This is a genomic window from Staphylococcus sp. HMSC072E01, assembly GCF_001814125.1.
Taxonomy (GTDB): Bacteria; Bacillota; Bacilli; order Staphylococcales; family Staphylococcaceae; genus Staphylococcus; species Staphylococcus hominis.
The window spans coordinates 12,270-31,731 of the sequence record NZ_KV814962.1 but is presented as its reverse complement, the minus strand read 5'-3'; the positions used below and the strand labels follow the sequence as shown (position 1 = coordinate 31,731).

21 protein-coding genes are annotated in these 19,462 nt (G+C 32.9%); 7 read left to right on the top strand and 14 right to left on the bottom strand.

Annotation, left to right across the window (positions count from 1 at the left end):
* Positions 1–107 precede the first annotated feature (107 nt).
* On the bottom strand, positions 108–1,043 hold the full coding sequence (locus HMPREF2953_RS02010) for an aldo/keto reductase (RefSeq protein ID WP_070671523.1): 936 nt from the start codon (positions 1,041–1,043) through the stop codon (positions 108–110).
* A gap of 155 nt (positions 1,044–1,198) precedes the next feature.
* Here HMPREF2953_RS02010 and hypR point away from each other — a divergent pair, with 155 nt between their 5' ends.
* Positions 1,199–1,639: a redox-sensitive transcriptional regulator HypR gene (hypR, locus tag HMPREF2953_RS02005; protein ID WP_070671521.1), complete on the top strand. Its 441-nt coding sequence runs from the start codon at positions 1,199–1,201 to the stop codon at positions 1,637–1,639.
* Positions 1,626–2,948, top strand: a complete 1,323-nt coding sequence (gene merA / locus HMPREF2953_RS02000; protein ID WP_070671519.1) for a hypothiocyanous acid reductase MerA — start codon at positions 1,626–1,628, stop codon at positions 2,946–2,948. Before hypR ends, merA begins: the two co-directional genes overlap by 14 nt.
* A 61-nt stretch (positions 2,949–3,009) precedes the next feature.
* Here the strand turns inward: merA and HMPREF2953_RS01995 are convergent, their stop codons facing one another.
* The 6 genes from HMPREF2953_RS01995 to pta all read right to left on the bottom strand — a co-directional run bounded on the left by HMPREF2953_RS01995 (position 3,010) and on the right by pta (position 8,765).
* Positions 3,010–3,351 carry a YuzB family protein gene (locus HMPREF2953_RS01995; protein ID WP_070671985.1) on the bottom strand — a complete coding sequence of 114 codons (342 nt, stop codon included), beginning with the start codon at positions 3,349–3,351 and terminating at the stop codon, positions 3,010–3,012.
* A 175-nt stretch (positions 3,352–3,526) separates the two neighbouring features.
* Positions 3,527–4,603 carry a phosphomevalonate kinase gene (locus HMPREF2953_RS01990; RefSeq protein ID WP_049334973.1) on the bottom strand — a complete coding sequence of 359 codons (1,077 nt, stop codon included), beginning with the start codon at positions 4,601–4,603 and terminating at the stop codon, positions 3,527–3,529.
* Positions 4,604–4,615: 12 nt separating this feature from the next.
* Positions 4,616–5,599: a diphosphomevalonate decarboxylase gene (mvaD, locus tag HMPREF2953_RS01985; protein WP_070671516.1), complete on the bottom strand. Its 984-nt coding sequence runs from the start codon at positions 5,597–5,599 to the stop codon at positions 4,616–4,618.
* A 4-nt stretch (positions 5,600–5,603) separates the two neighbouring features.
* Positions 5,604–6,527 carry a mevalonate kinase gene (gene mvk / locus HMPREF2953_RS01980; RefSeq protein WP_070671513.1) on the bottom strand — a complete coding sequence of 308 codons (924 nt, stop codon included), beginning with the start codon at positions 6,525–6,527 and terminating at the stop codon, positions 5,604–5,606.
* 412 nt (positions 6,528–6,939) lie between these two features.
* Positions 6,940–7,776, bottom strand: a complete 837-nt coding sequence (locus HMPREF2953_RS01975; RefSeq protein WP_070671511.1) for a lipoate--protein ligase family protein — start codon at positions 7,774–7,776, stop codon at positions 6,940–6,942.
* Positions 7,776–8,765 (bottom strand): phosphate acetyltransferase, encoded by a 990-nt coding sequence (pta, locus tag HMPREF2953_RS01970; RefSeq protein ID WP_070671509.1) that lies wholly within the window; start codon positions 8,763–8,765, stop codon positions 7,776–7,778. Before pta ends, HMPREF2953_RS01975 begins: the two co-directional genes overlap by 1 nt.
* A gap of 170 nt (positions 8,766–8,935) precedes the next feature.
* On the opposite strand from pta, the gene hemQ reads away from it, so the two are divergent.
* The 3 genes from hemQ (at position 8,936) to HMPREF2953_RS01955 (ending at position 11,350) form a co-directional block, all read left to right on the top strand.
* A complete protein-coding gene (hemQ, locus tag HMPREF2953_RS01965; protein ID WP_070671507.1) occupies positions 8,936–9,685 on the top strand; it encodes a hydrogen peroxide-dependent heme synthase in 750 nt (249 codons plus the stop codon).
* 432 nt (positions 9,686–10,117) lie between these two features.
* Positions 10,118–10,885, top strand: coding sequence for a threonine/serine exporter family protein (locus HMPREF2953_RS01960; protein ID WP_029376813.1), 768 nt, complete (start codon positions 10,118–10,120; stop codon positions 10,883–10,885).
* 12 nt (positions 10,886–10,897) lie between these two features.
* Positions 10,898–11,350, top strand: coding sequence for a threonine/serine exporter family protein (locus HMPREF2953_RS01955; RefSeq protein WP_002448879.1), 453 nt, complete (start codon positions 10,898–10,900; stop codon positions 11,348–11,350).
* A 56-nt stretch (positions 11,351–11,406) separates the two neighbouring features.
* Here the strand turns inward: HMPREF2953_RS01955 and HMPREF2953_RS01950 are convergent, their stop codons facing one another.
* The 4 genes from HMPREF2953_RS01950 to HMPREF2953_RS01935 form a co-directional block, all read right to left on the bottom strand.
* Positions 11,407–12,876, bottom strand: a complete 1,470-nt coding sequence (locus HMPREF2953_RS01950; RefSeq protein ID WP_070671504.1) for an APC family permease — start codon at positions 12,874–12,876, stop codon at positions 11,407–11,409.
* 63 nt (positions 12,877–12,939) lie between these two features.
* Complete coding sequence (locus tag HMPREF2953_RS01945; RefSeq protein ID WP_002455700.1) at positions 12,940–13,308, bottom strand: DUF423 domain-containing protein; 369 nt, start codon at positions 13,306–13,308, stop codon at positions 12,940–12,942.
* A gap of 33 nt (positions 13,309–13,341) precedes the next feature.
* On the bottom strand, positions 13,342–13,692 hold the full coding sequence (locus tag HMPREF2953_RS01940) for a DUF5327 family protein (protein ID WP_070671502.1): 351 nt from the start codon (positions 13,690–13,692) through the stop codon (positions 13,342–13,344).
* Positions 13,693–14,352 carry a uracil-DNA glycosylase gene (locus tag HMPREF2953_RS01935; protein ID WP_002488583.1) on the bottom strand — a complete coding sequence of 220 codons (660 nt, stop codon included), beginning with the start codon at positions 14,350–14,352 and terminating at the stop codon, positions 13,693–13,695.
* Positions 14,353–14,493: 141 nt separating this feature from the next.
* Between HMPREF2953_RS01935 and thiD the strand changes: the two genes are divergently transcribed.
* Both thiD and vraX read left to right on the top strand, forming a co-directional pair.
* On the top strand, positions 14,494–15,324 hold the full coding sequence (gene thiD / locus HMPREF2953_RS01930) for a bifunctional hydroxymethylpyrimidine kinase/phosphomethylpyrimidine kinase (protein WP_002455702.1): 831 nt from the start codon (positions 14,494–14,496) through the stop codon (positions 15,322–15,324).
* 444 nt (positions 15,325–15,768) lie between these two features.
* Positions 15,769–15,957, top strand: a complete 189-nt coding sequence (gene vraX / locus HMPREF2953_RS01925; protein ID WP_070671500.1) for a C1q-binding complement inhibitor VraX — start codon at positions 15,769–15,771, stop codon at positions 15,955–15,957.
* Between the two features lie 267 nt (positions 15,958–16,224).
* Here the strand turns inward: vraX and HMPREF2953_RS01920 are convergent, their stop codons facing one another.
* The 3 genes from HMPREF2953_RS01920 to HMPREF2953_RS01905 form a co-directional block, all read right to left on the bottom strand.
* On the bottom strand, positions 16,225–16,503 hold the full coding sequence (locus HMPREF2953_RS01920; protein ID WP_070671498.1) for a hypothetical protein: 279 nt from the start codon (positions 16,501–16,503) through the stop codon (positions 16,225–16,227).
* 347 nt (positions 16,504–16,850) lie between these two features.
* A complete protein-coding gene (locus HMPREF2953_RS01910) occupies positions 16,851–17,987 on the bottom strand; it encodes a thiolase family protein (RefSeq protein WP_070671984.1) in 1,137 nt (378 codons plus the stop codon).
* Positions 17,987–19,369, bottom strand: coding sequence for an AMP-binding protein (locus HMPREF2953_RS01905; protein WP_070671495.1), 1,383 nt, complete (start codon positions 19,367–19,369; stop codon positions 17,987–17,989). The genes HMPREF2953_RS01910 and HMPREF2953_RS01905 overlap by 1 nt, the downstream gene beginning before the upstream one ends.
* Positions 19,370–19,462: the final 93 nt, after the last annotated feature.

The following is a 19,462-nucleotide window of genomic DNA, read 5'->3' as shown; positions in this document are numbered from 1 at the left end:
TTCTATTTACTTATTATGTACCCCATCTTTTTACTTTTATTTATAATAAAAACTCCTACACCTATATAAACGGTGTAGGAGTCATTATTACTTTTATTTAGCGTACTTTATTCAATTGGGAATAAAGTATCTATTTTCTTAATTTCTTCTTCAGTCAGTTCAATATTTGCTGCTTCAATGTTTTCTACAACTTGATCAGCACGTTTCGCACCAGGAATAACAACATCAAGTGATGGACGTGTTAAATAGAATGCTAATACAATATTAGCAATACTTGTATTATGAGTTTCAGCAATACTTGATAATTCTTTTACTCGACGTACGTTATCATTGAACACTTCTGGTTGGAAATCACGACGAGTTGCACGATGATCATCAAAAGTTTGATTTTCTTCATATTTACCAGCTAAAATACCAGAAGCTAATGGGAAATAGGGTACAAACGTAATATCATTTTCAGCTGCGTATTTCATTACTTCTTCATTTTCACGATGTAGTAAATTATATTCTAATTGAACAACATCCACATATCCGTCTTTATTCGCCTCTTTAAGTTGATCTAACGTAAAGTTTGAAACACCTATTGCTTTAATTTTTCCTTCTTTTTTAAGTTCTTGTAATGCTGCCACAGCTTCATCTTTTGGTGTATCCTCATCAGGAAAATGAATGTAATACAAGTCAATATAATCCACTTGCAAGCGTTCTAAGCTCTCTTCAACTTGTTGTTTTAAATAATCAGGTTGGTTATTTTGAACAACATCGCCATTATTTTTAATAACATGTGAACCTTTAGTTGCAATTTGAACTTTTTCACGAGGATATTCCTTTACAACTTCTCCTACAAGTTCTTCTGAGCGTTTAGGTCCATAAATAAACGCAGTATCAATTAAAGTAATACCATTATCAATAGCTTTTCTAACGACATCTTTCCCTTGCTCTTCATCTAAATTAGGATATAAATTATGTCCTCCGACTGCATTTGCGCCTAATGCAACTGGAAATACATGAACATCAGATTTTCCTAATTGTACAAATTCTGCCATGATATTCACAACTCCTTAAACTATAGTTTCTATTTATAGTTTACCCAATTAGTAATGATAAATGCATTCAATAGTGTTTAAAACATTAAATTTGACATAGTCTTTATTTTATATTTAAATGTAACTAATAAAGTTACATTTAGGAGGTGACTCATTTGAATTTAGAATTTAACATTGCCGTTCACGTACTTTGTTTTTTAGTAAAACACGACAACCAACAATTCAGTAGTCAAACTTTAGCAAAATTAACTTGCCTCAATCCAGTTCAATTACGTAGAGTGACTACTGTTTTAAATCAATATCAGTTTATTAAGACTTCTCGTGGTAAAAACGGTGGGTATAGTGCAAATCATTCAACTGCTAGCATTAAGCTATCAGTACTATATCGTATATTTGTGCTCGAAAAAGACAGCCAACAGCGTATTTTCACAGGTCATGAGCAGAGCGATTGTGAAATATCAAGAAACATAGCAAAGACCATGTCACACTATAATCAAAAGGAATATCGTGTTATTTTAAATTTTTATGATACCCTCACAATTAATGATGTAATGAATGATACACTTCAGGAGGATACAACATATGACACATTATAATTTAATCGTTATTGGTTTTGGTAAAGCCGGAAAAACACTTGCCAAATATGCATCATCACAAGGACAACAGGTTGCTTTAATTGAACAGTTTAAAGAAAGCTATGGCGGCACATGCATAAATCATGGCTGTATTCCGTCTAAAGTGCTTGTTAACGATGGTATTAAACATGTCGATTTTTCAACTGCCTTTTCAAGAAAAAAAGAAGTAGTCAAAGCATTAAATCAAAAAAACTATTTAAACTTAGAAAATGATGAAAACATTACCTTGTTAAACTTTAAAGCACAATTTAAATCTAATACAGAAGTCGAATTAATTGATGAAAAAGGTAAGTTAGTTCAAACACTGACCGCAGATAAAATTTTAATTAATACAGGTGCAAAATCTAATATTCCTAATATTAAAGGTATAGACTTAGCACAAAATGTATATGATTCAAAAGGACTATTAAATATTTCTTATCAACCTAAAGAATTAGTAATTATTGGTGGAGGATATATTGCATTAGAATTTGCCTCAATGTTTCAAAACTTCGGTACAAACGTAACTGTATTAGAATATAATAAACAATTTATGGCCAGAGAAGATCAAGAAATAGTCACACACATGATTAATGATTTTAAAGATAAAGGCGTACGTTTAATCACTAATGTTGAAACAAAAGCATTAAAAAATGAAGGTGATTTGACAACGGTTGAAACTTCACAAGGGAACTTTACTGGTGATGCAATCTTACTTGCTACAGGACGTGTACCAAATACAGATTTAGCTTTAGACAATACAGATATTGAGTTAGGCACTCACGGAGAAATAAAAGTAAACAACCATTTACAAACCTCTGTATCACATATTTATGCTGCTGGAGATGTAAAAGGTGGATTACAATTCACTTATATTTCTTTAGATGACTTTAGAATCTTGAAATCTGAATTATTCGGTGACCGTTCACGACACACTGAAAATCGTGGTACTATCCCTTATACAGTATTTATCGACCCACCACTTTCTCGTGTTGGTATGACCGCTTTAGAAGCACAACAATTAAATTATAATTACGTTGAAAACAATTTATTTATTAATACTTTACCAAAACACAAAATTAATAACGATGGTCGCGGTCTTTTCAAAGTTGTAATCAATAAAGATAATAATGAAATATTAGGTGCTACTTTATATGGTAAAGGTTCTGAAGAAATTATTAATTTAATTAAACTTGCTATCGACCAACATATTCCTTATCAAGTATTACGTGATAATATTTATACTCATCCAACAATAGCTGAATCATTTAATGACTTATTTAATATTTAATAAAAAAGCTCGTAAACCCATTTTTTAATGAGTTTGCGAGCTTCTTTATCATCGATATAGATTATTTACTTGCTTTACGCTTTGCTAATTTTTCTTTTAATTTTCTATCTTGTTCTTCTTTACGACGCTTACGTTCTTCATTACGTTTTCTCAAACGTTCTTCTTCTTCAGGATCACGTGGTTTTTTTAATTGTGTAGTGACTTTTTCCATAAGTTCATCTTCAGTCAATGCAGCAAGTGGGCGATTATTAACAAAAGCAAATGTCTTACGGCGACCTGGACCACAGTATGACTGACAGCCTATTTCAATTTCAGCATCAGGATCTAATTTTTCTAATTTTTTCTTTAATGATTTTAAGTTAACTGCCTGACATTCGTCACAAATCAAAAATTTATTCTTCACTTCGCTACCCACCTTTACATTATTTTCACTCATATTTACTTCCATTCATGTATTACAACTCTAATTATTTTACTCTTTTTAATTAAAAATTCAAGCACTAAAAAAGATTTGCTATAAATAAAAAGCAAGACATATATTTCTTAATAAAATGTCTCGCTTCATCATAATAGTAGTCTTATTGTCCGTGATATATTTTAAATTTCAAAGGTTTAATGCCTTCTTTTTCCCATACTTCATAAATAGAGGGCTTATCAACTTTATTATCGATAATTGTAATACCACAATCTCCTCCACCAGCGCCAGAAGTTTTTGCTGCACCGCCAAAACGTTCACCAATATCACATAATAATTTTAATTTTTTTGTTTCAATATCAACCGTAGCCTCTTTATCCATTTGCTGAATAATACTACGATTTTGACGAATCATTTTTTGTACACCTTTTATATTATTCGTTTTAAAAGCATAGATTAAATTTTCAACACACGTATTTGATTGTTCAAGAAACTTACCATAAAAAATAGGATCAGATTTCAAACGCTTGACTTCACTTACTAAGTGAGGCGACGAAGCAGGAGAACCGGTCCATCCTATGAGGACTTCCATATTTTCAGGCGCTTGTAAAGGTTCTATATGAAGACCAGGCCAGTTTTTTTCTAATACTTCTTCTACAGAGGTTTCTTTCATTTGTTGCTTTACCCATTCGTGATCAAACGTACTATAGGCAAGCCATCCACTATAAACACTAACAGCAATATCTCCGCATGAACTTAAACTTTGTAATCTCATATTTGAAATAACCGCGAGCTTATAAATATAAAGATTGGATAACTCCATTTCATAAAATTCATTTAGAACCTTAATCACAGATACTAAAACTGCAGCACTAGAACCTAAACCATACTTTTGTCCTGATGCATCTGCAAGATTACTATCAATAGTAAGATGAAAATGTTTTAATTTTATATTACAACTTTTCGCATACTGCTCAAACACTTCAATAGCAGTGACTACATATTTGAGTTGATTGGCTGCATGTACATCTGATATTTCTATTTTATCTTCATTACGATTAAATGTGACAGGTTCATAGTGTAATGTTTTAGAATGAATCGTACCTGTAATTTCATTTGAAGCTTCAATAGCAGCCGTGACAAAACGATCTACTGCAATTAACACTGATTTATATCCCGGCTCGGTTACAGCATATTCGCCCGCTATATAAAGTTTTCCTGGCGCTTTTGCCTGAATCATTATATCTCTTCCCTACTTAATTATTTCGACTCCTGTGTGTGTAATATCACTTGTTATAATTTGATCTTTATTAAATACTTCTAAAAATTGATTCACAATCGCCTGTTGATGTTTCTTTTCTATTAGAACTTTTACATTTGGTCCTGCATCCATAGTAAAATAACAAGGTAATCCTGCTTCTCTACATTCATGTACAATTCTCATAGCTTCGTAGCTTTCCGGCACAAGATATGTAAATGGTGGCTGTGCACCTAAATTTGTTGCGTGCATTCTCAAACCGTTTGCCTCAATCACTTCACCCATTCGTTTAAAATCTTTTTGGGCAATCGCTTGTTTTGTGACTTTTAAATCTTCCTCTACATGATCTAACCAGTATTGATAAAAACGTGAGGTATCACGAGTTAAAGACATACCTGAACGACTTGACACTTTCTTTGATTTATTGTTAATAACTACAAAAATCATAGCTAAGTCATTCTCGAAGCCATCTGACTCAATTTGATGGGCGTAAGACGTTTTATCATCATAACCTTTTTCCCATTCAGCAAAACCACCATAAATACTTCTTGATGCTGATCCAGAACCACGACGAGCAAGGCGAGATAAATCTTTATCTGATAGGTTTAAATCAAGCGCTTCATTGCAAGCACCAGCTAAAGCTGCATATGCACTAGCTGAAGAAGCTAAACCGGCAGCAGTAGGCACAAAATTATCACTTTCTATTAGTGCATACGTTGAAATACCAGCTTCTTTTCGAATCATATCCATATAACGTTGAATTTTAGCGCTTTCTTTAGCATTAACAGCTTCTTTATTTAAAATAAGTTGATCTTCTGTTAATGAATCATCAAACGTTACACGTGTTTCTGTATAGAAACGCTCTAATGTCACTGATAAACTATTATTCATAGGAATAATTAGATTTTCATCTGCTTTTCCCCAATATTTTATTAGAGCAATATTCGTATGGGCGCGTGCTTTACCACTTTTTTTCAAAGATTTATCCTCCTAACTTTTCAATCCAAGTATGTTGCGCTCCAGCTTTTTCGGCTGCTGCAACAATAGTTTTAGCAGTCACTTCTTCTTTAGTTAGAATTAACATGCTGCCTCCTCGTCCACCACCAGTTAATTTACCAGCTACTGCACCATGTTGTCTTCCAATTTCGAGTAATGTTTCGATTTTATCGTGACTGACTGTCAATGTTCTTAAATCGTTTTGACATTGATTAAATATATTAGCAAGCTGATCAAAGCTATGATGGTTAATTGCATCACTAGCTAAATAAACAAGAGAGCCAATATGTTCAATGACATTCATATATGACTCATCGTTATCACATAAACGATGTACATCTTCAACTGCTTGTTTTGTAGAGCCTTTAACTCCTGTATCAATAACAACCATATAGCCATCTAAATCAAGGGACTTTAAAATTTCAACTTCTCCTTTTTGATACCAAACGGGTTGATTCGTTACAATCGTTTTTGTATCAATACCACTTGGTTTACCATGAGCAATGCGTTCAGCCCAGTCTGCATTTTCTAGTAATTCTTTATCAGATAGCGGTAATTCTAAATAATCATAACTTGCTCTTATAAAAGCTACTGCTACTGCTGCACTCGAACCTAAACCTCGAGAAGGTGGTAAATTAGCTTGAATTTTAATCAACAATGGTTCTTCAACATGTTTGCTTTCTACGAAGTGTGTAATAAGTGATTTCAAATGATCAGGTGCATCGTATAAAGGACCATCATAAACATCACTCTGAATTGCTGAATAATTACCTTTTTCTAGGCTTTCAATAAGCACTTTTACTTTTCCTGAAGTAAATGGAATGGCGATTGCTGGCTGGCCAAAAGTTACAGCATGCTCACCAATCAATATAATTTTTCCGTTAGATTCTCCATAGCCACGTCGTACCATGATCTCTCACCTTTAATATTCTTTCTAAAATGATTTCAACATTCATTAATGTTATTTTAAAATTGAACGTATTTATACATTTGTACATGTCATGTCACACATATGTTTATACTCATTTACTTCAAATCTTGCATTTGTGTTAATACATCAATAAATAGTATAAAACTTTGTCAAAAATAGTTCAAAACTTTGAAATATTTATATCCTAAAAAATGTTATAATCAACATAATTATGGTTAAATTATCGTTCTTAAATGAATCCACCTCATCTATATTACTATAAAAAATAATAAGAATGTAGCAATTTTTATATTTTTGAAGGTAAATATATACTTTAGTTGTATGATTGCATGCTAAAAAGGGAGTAAGCTAAAATTCACTTAGAATTTTTCTTACTCCCTTTTATCTTATTTTAATCTAAGGAACGATTCATTTTCTCATTACGTTCAATCATTTTATCGAAATATCCTTCATAACGTTGCCACTCATCCTCTGTAATTGGATTCATATTTAGCTGGCCACCTAAGTCTTTAATCGCATAAAGTAATTGGAACATCACATCTTGAACTTTAATGTCCCGATGAAGTAATGTTTCCAAAGATGCCATACATTCTGGTTTAATATCCGGATATTTAAATTTCGTAACTTCACCTTTCAAGGAACGTTGATAAAATTCATGCATCATTTCAGCTCTTTCTTCACCAGAGCCTTCAACACATAAATAAATTTGAACTGCAATACCTCCACGTACCCGTCGTTGTGAAATACCAGCAAATTTTTTTCCATCAATACTTAAATCAAATCTTCCAGGACAATATGAATGCTCTATTTCTTTAGTATCTATATCTACATTTTCATTTTCGAACATTTTACAAATAAGTAAATACATCACTGTGAATGCTTCATCAATGGTTGTCTCAGTTTGTCCTTTAAAAATAAGCGAAATATTTAAAACACCTTGGTCTAATACAACCCCAAGACCACCAGAATTTCTAACGATTGCATTATAACCGATCTCGTCAGTTAAGTATTGAATACCGTCTTTTAAAAATGGTAAACGTGAATCATGTATACCTAAAATGACAGTGTGTTGATGAATCCATGTTCTTACAACGTTACAAGATATATCTTTTCCTACACTTTCTGAAAACGTGTCATCAAATGCAAATGACTGCATTGGCGCTAAACCTGAAGAATGGTCTATATAGCGCCAATGAATGTCATTAAAATACTTACTCGCTAAATCCATTATTGTAATGTTTGAGCAGCAGTGATAATTGATAAGTTATAAACGTCTTCAGTAGAGCAACCACGAGATAAATCATTTACAGGTGAATTAAGACCTTGTAAAACTGGACCAATCGCTTCAAATCCACCTAAACGTTGTGCAATTTTGTAGCCAATATTACCTGCTTCTAAACTTGGGAATACAAATACATTTGCGTCACCTTGAATTTTTGCTCCAGGTGCTTTTTTCTCTGCAACTGCAGGTACAATCGCAGCATCAAATTGAAATTCTCCATCAACCACTACATTATCTAAACCTTCAGATTCCACTTTTTCTTGTGCTAATTTTACTGCGTTAGCGACTTTTTCTACATCATCTGATTTAGCTGAACCTTTAGTTGAGAAACTTAACATAGCAACACGTGGGTCCATACCAAAACTTTTTGCTGATTTTGCACTTTCTACGGCAATTTCTGCTAAATCAGAAGATTCTAATGTTGGATTGATAGCACAATCACCAAATATATATTGTTTATCTTCTTTAATCATAAAGAAGATACCAGATGTTCTAGATACGCCAGGTTTTGTTTTAATAATTTGTAAGGCAGGACGGACAGTATCTCCAGTTGAATGCGCAGCACCACTTACTAATCCATCAGCATGATCAGCGTATACTAACATTGTTCCAAAATAGTTAACATTGTTTAATAATTCTTGAGCTTGTTCTTCAGTAGCTTTACCTTTACGACGTTCTACGAAAGATTTGACTAATTCAGGTTTCAAATCACTTTTAGAAGGATCGATAATTTGAATATTAGAGATATCTAATCCTTTATCCTGAGCTAAAGTATTTACTTTTTCTTCATTACCTAATACTAAAGGTGTAACATAGTCAGTTGCTTGTAACTTTGTAGCCGCTGTTAATACTCGTTCATCTTCACCTTCCGGTAATACAATTCTAACGTTTTTTCCTGAAAGTTTTTCTTGTAATACATCTAATAAACTAGACATAATGCCCTCCTCAAATTTTTTAAATAATAATATTTTCACCTTAATTATACTTTATTTCTTTTAATATTTCTATTTCATTAATTTGTAATCTTTTAAGTATGTGTGACAATTCTCTTTATGATAAAATTTAATCTGTATTGATAGAAAATATATTTAAAGGAGCGATAGATATGAGTGAAGCAGCTGAAACATTAGATGGTTGGTATAGCCTTCATTTATTTTACGCTGTCGATTGGGCAACTTTTAGATTGGTGCCAGAAGATGAGCGCGAAGCAATGATTAATGAATTTAAAGTATTTATCGAAAATAAAGCCACTGCCAGAGAAAAACAAGCTGGAGATTATGCTTTATATAATATTACAGGTCAAAAAGCAGATATTTTATTATGGTATTTACGTCCAGAAATGAAAGAATTGAATGAAATTGAAAATGAATTAAATAAATTAAGAATTGCTGATTTCTTCATTCAAACTTATTCATATGTATCTGTGATTGAGTTAGGTAACTATTTAGCTGGTAAATCAGACGAAGATCCTTATGAAAATCCACATATTAAAGCAAGATTATATCCAGAATTGCCTAGAACAGAATATATTTGTTTCTATCCAATGAATAAACGTCGTAATGAAACATATAACTGGTATATGTTACCAATGGAAGATCGTAAAAAACTAATGTATAACCATGGTATGATTGGACGCAAATTCGCTGGTAAAATTAAACAATTTATTACTGGTTCAGTAGGTTTTGATGATTTTGAATGGGGCGTCACATTATTCTCAGATGATGTTCTACAATTCAAGAAAATTATTTATGAAATGCGTTTTGATGAAACGACTGCTCGCTATGGCGACTTTGGTAGTTTCTATATCGGCCATATTTTAACTACTGATCATTTCGATCAATTTTTTGCAATTTAATATATAAATGGAGCAAAGACTAGCATAGTAGACGCCAGTCTTTGCTCCATTTTTCAATAAATTAATATATTTATATAAGACAATTAGTTTCCGAGATAAAGTACACTTTTTACAAAGTGTACTTCAAGTAGTATGGTTTGGGAGAACTTCATTACTACTCTGAACATTAACAAATCACAAAAGTGCTGTCGCTACCCAGCACAATTTTGACTTGTTAACTATTATTATTTAACCGAATTGTAATGTTCTGAAACATTATTGTTATAAATTAATTGTTTTTTAACATTAAATTTTATTTTCATTAAAATATATTTACCTACTATTGAGGTATAATGTTAATCATATTATGATTGTTAAGTTTTATAATGTAAGGTAGTTATTTTCATGTACTTCTACTATAATAATGATTACATCTTAACGAATGGTGATGAAATGGAAAATACAAATAAACAAGAACATATAGATGAAACTTTAATCAAAGACGTCGTCATGATGGCTGGACGTATATTACTTGAATCTGGCGCGGAAGGAACACGTGTAGAAGATACGATGACACGTATTGCCCGAAAACTAGGATATCCTGAAAGCAATAGCTTCGTTACAAATACAGTCATTCAATTTACTTTACATAACGAATCTTACCCCCGAATATTTAGAATTAATTCCCGTGATACTAATCTCATTAAAATTTCACAAGCAAATGAAATATCACGATTAATCACAAAAGGGGATATCTCTTTAGAAGATGCAAAAGAGCGATTAGAAAAAATATATATTGCAAAACGAGATAGTAGCTTAACATTTAAAGGGATTGCTGCTGCCATTATTGCAATTAGTTTCCTATATTTGCAAGGTGGCCAATTTATCGATGTGATTACTGCTCTACTTGCAGGTAGTATTGGGTATCTGGTTGTTGAAATTTTGGATCGCCGATTACACGCCCAATTTATTCCAGAATTCGTCGGATCCTTAGTTATTGGTATTATCGCAGTATTCGGTCATTGGTTAGCGCCAAGTGGTGATTTAGCTACTATTATTATTGCTGCAGTCATGCCTATTGTACCTGGAGTACTGATTACGAATGCTATACAAGATTTATTTGGTGGTCATATGATGATGTTTACTACTAAGTCTTTAGAAGCACTTGTCACCGCATTTGGTATTGGTGCCGGCGTAGGTTCGATATTAATATTAGTTTAGGAGTACGCATAAATGTTTTGGTTATTTAATTTTATATTTAGTTATACAGCTTCTCTCTTTTTCTGTGTCATCTTTGACGCTCCTAGAAAGCTGTATCTATCGTGTGGTTTTGTTGGAGCTTGTGGATGGATGGTATATATTTTATTCTACCAAGGTTTGAATATACATACGATTTATTCAAGTTTTTTCGGTAGCTTTACATTGGGTTTAATCAGTCATTACATGGCTCGTAAAAAACGTGAACCTGCAATCATTTTCATGGTTACTGGTATTATTCCATTAGTTCCTGGTGGACTTGCTTTTGATGCAACTAAAAATCTAGTCTTATTACAATTTGGTAAAGCAATCAACACAATGCTCGAAGTCACACTTATCGCTGGTGCGATTGCATTAGGATTATTATTCGCAGACCAAATTTCAAAAATCATCGTTTCTGGTTTCGCTCGACGACGTAAACGTATATAACAATAAAACGCGAGAGATTGTTGGTAATTAACCCTCATCTCTCGCGTTTACGTATATTATTTTTTATCTTTTATCATTTCTTTAACTTCTCGTTCTGATTGATTTAAAATCAGACGACTTAATTCATCATTATTCATATTTTTTAATTTAGGGTATCGAACTACAAAGAAAATAAGACCAATCACTAACCAACTACCCAATGCAATATATGAAGGCATTGAAAGTGAAGCCGGTGATCCTGGAACTAATAATAAAAGTAAAAAGATAAATGAAACAATAGAACCTAAAATAGCAAAGGTCTTATAAATAGGACCATACGTGTTACTTTGTTTATTGTAACTAAATAGCTTAGCAGCAGATAAACAAGTAATAAAATAAGCAATAGATACACCTGTTGAAGACATATCAACAATCCATGTCAATGCGGTACGTCCTAACCATGGCGCAATTAAAGTAATAGCTACTAAAAAGATAATGGCTACATAGGGTGTTTTATATTTTGGATGTAATTTACTAAACGCTTTAGGCATGATACCAGCACGTCCCATTGAGAATAGTAATCGACTTGAACTCATTAAGAATCCATTTAATCCAGTAAAAATCCCCATAATAATAGCAATCGCTAATATTCCTAAGCCAATATAACCAAAAGCAGTTTGTGTTTCAGCGCCTGTTAACCATAAATTTCCATTAAAGTTCGCATTATTCGTACCCAACCATCCTGTGTATAAAATCATAATGACATAAGTTAAAGCTGCCGCTAATAAACTGTATACAATCAATTTAAACGTTTTGTTTGGCGAGAAATTAAACTCTTCTGCTGTTTGTGGAATATTATCAAATCCCACATAAGCCCATGGTGCAATAGATACAATCATAATAATGGAATTAAACCATCCAAGTTCTTTACTTGCTAAAGGTTGTAAGTTGCTTAACGAAAAGTTATTTCCGAAAAATGAACCTACAAACATAAGTACAACAATAATGACCATTGCTACACAAAAATAATATTGGAGTGTACCAGAAACACTTGCACCACGAATTGCAATAAACATAAATACTAGTAATAATACCGTAGCAATAACTATTTCTGTTATGTAAACATCCCATCCAGCAATCGTATATAATCTTCCACTATTCAAAATGTTTGGCAGTAAAAACTTAATTAATAAACTAAATGCTGTCGCATTTAACGCTACTACACAAACATAACCGAATGTTAAGAACCACGATGAAAAGAAACTCACATATCTTCCAAAGCTTAAATAACTAAACGCGAATGCACCGCCTGACACAGGAAAACGTTCGACTAATGCACCATAACTTACAGCAATTAATATCATCAATAAAGCACCAATAACAATACCAATTGCCGAAGCAATCGGACCTGATTGTTTAATCCAATCACCGGGCAGTATGAATGCTCCCCATCCGATACACGAGCCATAAGCAATCGCCCAAACAAATTTTTCAGAGAGGTTTTGCTTTAAATCTCCTCTATCTATCTCTCGATTTTTATCATTCATAAAATAAACTCACCTCGAGTACTTAACATACCCTAAAAGGTGAGTTTACTAACCAAAATATAATTATCCTGCAAATTTAAATGTTGCAATAATTAACATTAACCATCCCACAATAAAGAGTATGCCCCCTATTGGTGTAATCGCTCCTAAAATACGAATTTGAGTCAATGCAAGAATATATAATGAGCCACTAAATAGCACAATACCAAAGAACAGAAGCCATCCTGCCCAATTCACATTAATAGAAGTTGTACCACTAATGATGCCAATCAGAATTAATCCTAGACCATGATACATTTGATAATTCACTGCTTTTTCCCATACTGACATATATTTATCAGAGAGTTTTCCTTCAAGTCCATGTGCACCAAAAGCACCCGTACCAACAGACATCATCGTACACAATGCACCTAAAATTATAAATACTTTCATCATAATGTTTTAGTTCTCCTAACTTATTTTTAATTAAAAATCAAATATTGATTCACCATTTCCAATTTCATCATCCGTCACCATCATATTAGACGATTTAGTTTGATGCTTCATTGTTTGTGGAACTTTACCACCCATCGCTTCAATTTCTGCAGCAGTAATCGCTGAATGATTTGAAGGCTTATTTGAAAATGAAGATTCAGAAGTTACACTATTAGTAAAATCATGTGTTGATTTTTTAGAAGGTCGTTTCGAAACATCGGAATAAAGAGATGTTAAGGTATGAATCGCATACATATGCTTTTCAAACTGCTGTTCATCTTGAGCTTCATCTGCCTGCACTAATTCGTGTTCTATAAGTTGAATTAATTGTTCTTTGTTCAATTAAGATTCCCCACTTTCGCACCATTGTATGGGTGTTTTACCTTTTGATTCTAAATAATCATTTGTACGAGAGTAAGGTTTAGACCCAAAGAAACCTCGATAAGCAGATAATGGACTTGGATGAACAGATTTAATAATATGATGCTTTGCTGTATCAATTAATTTTATCTTTTGCTGCGCAGGTTTTCCCCATAAGATAAAGACAACATCTTCGCGATAATCTGAAATAGCTTTAATGACTTCATCTGTAAAGATTTCCCATCCAATGTCCTTATGGGAATGCGCTTCACCTTTACGTACAGTTAGTACAGTATTTAATAACAGAACACCTTCACGCGCCCAGTCTTGTAGATGTGGAGAAGTTCTATGACAACCAATATCATCTTCTAATTCTTGATACATATTTCTTAAAGAGGGTGGAAATTTAGCGTTAGGTTGAACTGAAAATGCTAACCCATGTGCTTGGTTAGGTCCATGATATGGATCTTGACCCAAAATAACAACTTTAATATCTTCAAATGGTGTTAAATCAAAAGCTTGATAAATATTTTCTCTATCTGGATAGACGATTTGTGTCGTATATTCTTTTTCTAAAAAATCATGCATTGCTTTAAAATCATGTTTTGTTGTAATGTCATGAAAAATGTCTGACCATTCCATCGTTTTCACCTCATTTCTATTTTAACATAGGACCCCTCTGAAACGTGATATAAATCGCCTTACTATCTTCATGCTAGAACAATAGTTGAGTTACATGATATGATAAATAAAGATGTAAATAATTGACAGGAGTGATAATACATGGCATTAAAAAAAGTATTAACAATTGCCGGTTCTGATACAAGCGCTGGCGCAGGTATGCAAGCCGACCTTAAAACATTTCAAGAACTAAACACTTACGGTATGGTAGCTTTAACAGCTGTTGTAACAATGGACAAAGAAACTTGGTCTCACGATGTGACACCACTTCCAATGGATGTATTCGAAAAACAATTAGAAACAGTCATTTCAATTGGTCCAGATGCTGTTAAAACAGGCATGCTTGGAACTGAAGAAATCATTAAACGTGCTGGCGAAGCATTTGAACAATCAGGTGCAAAATATTTCGTAGTAGACCCAGTTATGGTATGTAAAGGGGAAGACGAAGTACTTAACCCAGGAAATACAGATGCAATGATTAAATATTTATTACCTAAAGCAACAGTCGTAACACCTAATTTATTTGAAGCTGGTCAATTATCTGGATTAGGTAAATTAACGTCAATTGAAGATATGAAAAAAGCTGCAAAAATCATTTATGATCAAGGTGCTCAACATATTATTATTAAAGGTGGTAAAGCATTAGATCAAGATAAATCTTATGACTTATATTATGATGGTCAAACATATTATCAATTAACAACTGATATGTTCCAACAAAGTTATAACCACGGTGCAGGTTGTACATTCGCAGCAGCTACAACAGCTTACTTGGCAAATGGTAAATCACCTAAAGAAGCTGTTATTAGCGCTAAAGCATTTGTAGCATCAGCAATTAAAAATGGTTGGAAAATGAACGACTTTGTAGGCCCAGTTGATCACGGCGCATACAACCGCGTAGAACACATCGACGTCGACGTCAAAGAAGTTTAAAGAAGTACTGCATTTTTGAAAAAATGCTAGTACTTCTTATGCAAAAGACATTAGTCTTTTGTAATCCTTAATTAGATTTCATTGTCCTTCCCCGACACCCCAACTCGCGTTGATCGTTGACTTTCTTTTTGAAAGTCTCTTTGTTGGGGCCCCAGCATTAGAGTTGAAAGAAGCTAATCAGCGTACTTTCAATTCAATCAGCTACTGTCTGTACTGCATTTTTAAAGAAATATAAGCACTTCTAAAGCTTTTAATCTTGTGTATGATAGTTTGGTCACACTAGGATTAAAAGCTTTTCTTATATCTTCATTATCTTCTAGGTATTTAGTCGTAGTATGCTCTACACAGTTCGTTGCAGTAAAAGTTAGTACCATAGACTCATGTTTCTTATCATAAAATCCATTACTATATTAAGTGTAGAGAGACAAAGGAGGAATTAACAACATGATTATCTACAAGCAAAATATAGAAAACGGTATCCCAATATACGAAATCATTACAAAGACCTTCAAGACGATGACGGTAAAATTCGATGAAACGTTTAGTAAAAATGACATCTATCCATTGCTCTCTCTACTAGAAAGTGACGTTGATAACATGAAATTAAGTTATTCATCACATTTCAAAAATTAAAAAGTGTTTTTCGTAATTGAATACGAAAACCGACGAATATTTCAAAATCTTTTTTTAAAGTTAAGACGCCCCTAATACTCAAAACTTTAAAAAGTCATTAATGATTCAAAAGCTCACCCTAATAAAATAGCGTTAATGTTAGCCAAAAATGTCCCCTTTTGGAAACTTAGAGAGAAACTTTAAGTTATACTAACATTAACGCTATATCTTTATAATATTGTTTCTTTTTTAACACCTATGGTGGGTTATCAACGGTTAAATAAATAATTATAAATCAATATGATTACTTTTTTTAGTAATAACTATTTTTTCTTCACCATTTAAACCAAAGACGTTTATTTCATTATGACTCACTTTTTTTAAGATAACTTCTTCGTCTATATCTATAATCTTTCTATACTTAACGTTAAATTGTGTCCACTCTATTTGAAAATACGCTAATACACAATCCACCACCAGTTGACCAGGGACAATGGTTGAATGAAGCTCATTTTTATCATTAACAAGGCGAAGATAATGACTCACTTTATCATGACTAAACCTCATCATTTACCTCCTTTTTTATAAACGTTTGCCTAATAAATATACATTGTCTATTATCTTTATATATTTTTAAATCGTAGATATATTGGATATATGTTTTAAACTTTTTCGTACTTTTATGTGTTAAGTACGCCTCATATTTTAGCCTACATTTTAATGATTCAAATTCTTCACATGTTGTTCGCACAAGAAGAATATTTTCTTGTTGAAACTTTTGGAACAACTTAAATTTTGGCCAAACGTTTGCACACATGAGTGGAGGCACTACGCCTTTATACGTTCTTTCAACTACTTCGCAATACTCTCTTACTTCTTGCTCATTAAAATCTATTTCTATTTTCTCATAAGCCCTATCGTTCGAAGAGTATAGCATTTCCCATTCCTCCTCCAATCCCCATCGTAGCAACTCCCCGCTTCCAATGTGTCATATTTAATAATCTAGTGATTAACGCTACGCCACTTGCGCTATAAGGATGACCAGACGCAATGGCTCCACCCCACTGATTGACTTGATTAATATTTAATTTTAACTCTTGAATTGAAGCTAAAACTTGTGAGCTAAATGCCTCATTAAGTTCTATTGCATCAATGTCACTTATTTTTAAATTTTGTTTTTTTAGTAATTTTGTTACAGCAGGTACTGGTCCAATACCTAGTCGTTTCGGATTGACACCTATTGTCACTGCATCTGTAAACATCATTCCCTCTGATATTCCGTATTGTAATGCCGTTTCTTGATTCATAACGAGTGCAAGCGCAGCGCCGTCATTTTTCATACAACTATTTCCAACCGTTACTGTTCCGTTAGCTAGTAAAGGACGTAATCGATTTAATCGTTGTTCAGTAAGTGTTGGCTTAATACTTTCATCTTTATCAAATAAATGACCTTTGATGTTTAAAGGTACAATTTCATTACTTATACTTCCATTCTTATAATATTGATGTGTGAGATGATGACTACGTATCGCAAAGGCATCTTGTTGTTTACGCGTAATATGATAATATTGCGCAACATTTTCAGCTGCCTCTATCATACTTGGATCTTGACCTTTTGGTGCAAAAGAGGCACGCTCATAAAATTCTGGTAATTGGGTATCATACACTGATTGAGGCCGTTTAATCTTCCAAGGAGCACGACTCGTGCTTTCTACTCCTCCAGCTATATAAATATGACCTGCACCAGCTTGAACCATTCGACATGCATATATAATACTTTCTAACCCTGACCCACATTGACGGTCCATTGTAACACCTGGAATACTCTCAGCTAGACCTGCTTCTAATAAGGCTTTACGAGCAATATTTCCACCATTACCTACGATATTTCCAATCACTACATCATCGATATCAGGTATTATTTTAGGAAAAGTTGAATTCATTTCTTCAAATAAGGGCATGAGTAATGTTTCGGGTTCTAAATGTTTCAATTTCCCACCGTATTTGCCAAAAGGTGTACGTTTCGCCCATATAATGACCGGTTGGTTCATCATTTAAAGTCTCCTTTTACATAGGCAGTACGCATTTTATTTCGAGCAACTTTGCCACTTTGGGTATATTGCATACTGTCTACTTTTATCAATTTGGAAGGTACATCATATCGTGATAGAACTTTCATAATATGTTGTCTCACAGTTTGGTACTCAAGTTCTATCGATCCTGTATATAGTAAAACCGCTATTTCCCCAAAACGTGGATGCGGTTCTCCTATAACCATCGCTTCTTCTACTCCATCAATATTTTTTATCATTTGTTCAATAACTTGAGGATAAACATTTTTACCTCCAATAATTAATCGTTCATTTTGACGACTCACTAAATATAATTGATTATCTTTAATATAAGCGTAATCGCCTGTTTTAATCCATGTTTCAGGTAATACGACAGATTGATTTACATATCCAGAGAATATCATATTACTTTTTACATTTAATAACCCTATATGATTCTTGTCTTTTTCCTCTAAACCAATCGTTACATTTTGAAATATGTATCCCACTGAATCAACAGAAGCTTTACGGTTAATGTTATAACTAATAAAACTTGCTTCTGACGTTCCAAAAAATTCAATAATATTAGCATGCTGAAATGTTTCGGCTATACGCTTAAACAACGAAGAAGAGAGTTTCGCCCCACTACTTAAAATAGTCGTTAAATGTAGGTGATCGTGATTTATTTTTGTTATTGCATGTAGCATTGTTGGAACAAGAAATAATGCACTATTTGTTGTTTGTTGTTTCATTTTGCTAACGAGCTTAGTCGCATTAAAACGGGTTTGTCCAATAAATGTTCTCCCTGTATATAACGCATAAATACAAGTGTATAAAGACAATGAATGTGCAAGTGGTCCCGGTGCTACAAGTATGTTTTCTTTATGACGAAGTAGCTTTTCATTTTCTTTGTATGACGCAAGCCAAGATGGTTCATTTCGATAATATGCTTTAGGTAACCCTGTTGTCCCAGATGTAAAACCAATATGTAATAGTTGATGGACTTGTGACTGCTCATTTAAATATGTTGGATATGTTTCAGAAGACGTTGTCTTTATCAGTCTATGCTGTTCATCAACAAGATAGTCAATATGATACGTTTCAATCAGTTGATGAATTGTTACTTCAGACCATTGATCATCTAAAAAACATGGAATACTTCCTTGTTCTAATATTGCAAAATAATTCAACATATTATGTAAAGGACTTTTACTTAACAATCCTACTCGGGACCCTTTCGGTAAATGCATGAAGACTGATTTTAATTGCTGTATTGCTGTATAAAGTTCTTGATATGTCAATACATCTTCTTCGAACGATAGTGCAATCATATCTGGTTGTTCTACTGAATAGTGATTTAATTTATTTAGTATTTCTAACATATGACCCTCTCTAAATGTTAACTGGATTAATTATTATATTAACATTATATAAAAAATAACACATAAAAAAATCACTCTAACTATTAGTTCTTT